Below are 3,231 nucleotides of genomic sequence, written 5' to 3' on the forward strand. Positions count from 1 at the left end.
GAGGCTTACAGAGAAACCATGAATAACAAAGGAACACCCAAGAAAAAACAAATTAAAGCAACACCTAGCAAAGTATCCTTAGACTTGTCCTTTGGTATTTTAGGTTTCACTAAACCACTACATTTCCAATGTTCATTCGACCAGTTCTTTATATCTTTAGGGAGATCAGGCTGGCTTTGTACTAAAGCATTTACCTCTCCCATAAATTCTTTACACCAATTTTTGTATTTTCTGCTTTTATTTAGAGTATCAATAATAACGATAGGCATAAGAAGCAAGATAGCACCGTATGTTATAATGATTACCCACTTTAAAAATAATGCAGGAATTTCTGGAAGGTATTCATATAAATACATATTTTGGCTTTCTTGAGAAATTAAAGATGAACGAGTTACTGTACCATCAATAATTTCTCGTTCATTAATTTGAAGATCAGGCGCAGTGACTTCCTCTGTTTGGGATATATATAATAATATTTCTGTTGCTTCATTTGCTTTCCATTGCAAAAACTTCAAATTTAAATTATCAGAAATATTTTCAATTGTAAATTCATCAGAACTCAAAGAGGATTCTAGTATTTTATAACCGCTAGTAAGCTTTAGGGTTATATGATCTTTAATAAGGCTACTCCTTTCACCGCTCCCTATAATTGAAGTACTACCAATATTAGTAATCACATAACGTAATTGCCATAATTTACTGATCGGTTCACCATTATAAATATAACTAGATTTCAAGCCATCTACGTTAATTGCACGAGTCAAAAGATCGCGAGAGACAAGCTTCAGTTCAATCTCATTATTCGGTGTCCTCAACTGTAACCCTGCACTTACAATTGTAGCGATTGCGGAAATCCATAATAAAGCATGAAATATTTTCTTCACCAAACTCTCACTCTGATAATAATTATTGATCTTTCCATTATACCGCATAGTAAAAACTTGTTATATAAGAACATACTTACGATTGCCTCATAACGCCGCATTAAGCGGACTAAAATAGTGGGTTATAATGTGTAGCGAAGCGTAACCTAACCCACTGTTTTAGTTCCGTTTAAATGCTCTTGTTATGTGGCGACTAAAAGTCGGGCTCGATTAAACCGTAATTAATAGAGTGTGGCGTGTCTACAACTTCAACACTCTTTACTTCAAAATCGTTTACATTACCATCTAGTTGCCCTGAAATTGTAATTAACAACTCAGTTTCAAAATCAACTTTAGTTTGAGCAGTAACACCACCAATTGACATATATTCACAATTGATTGGGTCTTCCGCTGATAATGAAAACTCACCTTCTGCATTAATTGTAATAGAGGCTTGCCCCTCAAGCACAATCAATTCTTTAGCCACATCGATTATTTTAAAATCAGGATCTAAAATCAAACTATCAAAACTAGTTGTTGAGCCCTCTGGCACCCAATAATATACAGAATCAGCTTCTTGATCAGGAGTTAAATCGTATAACTCATCTTCTAGGTGACTTTCAATTTGCGATAAAAAATCGAATGCTTCATCTGCGTAGAGGGCTTCACTTAACATATTCTTTAATGCAAACGGAGCATTAGCTTGGTTGAAAATAGCCAAGCCCTCCGCTAAGTTACTTTGGCAATCAATACGCTCAGATAATTTACAAAATGACTCCCAGTCACCGTCTTTGGCAATAGCGAGAATTTTCTTGTTTTTTTGCTCAGCCCATTTCTCTAATGCCATTAATGCTATAGCATCAGGAAATTCATTCTTTTTTTTACCTGTTTCAGAAAATGGAGGTTCATTGTTAAAATATTTATTAACTAACTCTCCAACAGATATAAAATCGTTACTTTCAAGAACCCAAGCCCCTGAAGAGTCTATAAAATTATCCAATCTTAATTTTGCAAGATTTTCAATTTCATCACTATTAATTAAATGCTGTTTAGCATCATTTAATGCACTGCCATCGAAAAACAAATGATCACTTGCATCATTGATTGATTTTTCCAGTGCGTTTCTCGCAATTTTGATTTTCTTTTCTAAATGAGACTGAATTTCATTTTTTACAATGTCAGGCATTATGAAATCAATTGGACCATCTTTAAATTGCTTGAGCTTGCCAAGCATCCCAGATTCAAGTCTTAGGGCATTTCCATCAAAAATTGATGTATCAATAACAATGGCATCGTACTTTAAATTTATTTGAGTTTCATTCATATGCACTCCAGGGTAATAAAATATATGAATTGCCACATAACGCCGCATTAAGCGGACTAAAATAGTGGGTTATACTGTGTAGCGAAGCGGAACGTAACCCACTGTTTTAGTTCCGTTTAAATGCCTTGTTATGTGTTTTTAAATTAAAGGCATAAAGAAGCTATAAATAAAAATTATTCACTAGAGTATGCGCCAATAACTTTATTTTGACTATTCAACCAAAGACCACATTTAAAATTTACCACTAGTATATTTCCTTCATAATTATCCTGAGATGGCTTATTAACCTTTGCTTCGGGAAATGTCCAGCTAGATGTCGTTTTATAAGGTGAAATTGGCTTTACAACAAATGCTAAATTTCCAGAAGTCTTGATTAATTTTGCATTCTCTGGCTGCACATTAAGTGCTCCCAAATATTCATTATCTTGGTATTTAGGGAATAGCCCAGATTTAAGAAAATGTAATTTCCTAGGATCCACTAAAACATCTACACTATAGTTTGTTTCTTTAACTTGAACTTTAACGCCAAATGAATTAGAAGCACTATAAACAGAAGAGCTAATTTTCTTTCTATCAATTACAGAAAAATTTTGACTCATCATGTCAATATTAACCTTTGGATTAGCATTACGGCTAGCCAACCAAATTCCAACATTCATATTATTAAAAGCAAACTGTTTTATGCCTAATTCTTCTCTATCAGCATTGTAATAAATAAAATTATCGCCATCATTTCGTTCTGCTTTTTTGAAAATCAAAATCTCATTAGGAATAAATGAATCACTGTTCTTTTTTTTATAATCAGCGCTTGTTTCAAATTCCCCCTTAGGCTCTAAAACTTTCAGCATTTTATATGCTTGACTAAAACTTACCGGGGATACTGTTTTGTTCAGGTAACCTGAACAAAACAGTGAAAATGCACTGTTGCTATAAAAAACAGCAGATAATATAAAACTAAAATAGGAGTAACTCCGCAACTTAAAACTATCCATAACTACACCTTCTTATGATTTTATTGAAACCTACTTAAAATAAACTGACACA

Annotated in this window: 3 protein-coding genes; all 3 read right to left on the reverse strand. The window is 33.3% G+C overall.

Annotation, left to right across the window (positions count from 1 at the left end; all coding sequences use genetic code 11):
* Positions 1–5: 5 nt before the first annotated feature.
* A complete protein-coding gene (locus CXF74_RS20840) occupies positions 6–884 on the reverse strand; it encodes a hypothetical protein (protein WP_157822496.1) in 879 nt (292 codons plus the stop codon).
* A gap of 193 nt (positions 885–1,077) precedes the next feature.
* Positions 1,078–2,187: a PIN domain-containing protein gene (locus tag CXF74_RS20845; protein ID WP_101084496.1), complete on the reverse strand. Its 1,110-nt coding sequence runs from the start codon at positions 2,185–2,187 to the stop codon at positions 1,078–1,080.
* A gap of 173 nt (positions 2,188–2,360) precedes the next feature.
* On the reverse strand, positions 2,361–3,179 hold the full coding sequence (locus CXF74_RS20850; protein ID WP_101084498.1) for a hypothetical protein: 819 nt from the start codon (positions 3,177–3,179) through the stop codon (positions 2,361–2,363).
* Between the last annotated feature and the right edge of the window lie 52 nt (positions 3,180–3,231).

Source organism: Psychromonas sp. Urea-02u-13 (assembly GCF_002835995.1).
GTDB lineage: Bacteria > Pseudomonadota > Gammaproteobacteria > Enterobacterales > Psychromonadaceae > Psychromonas.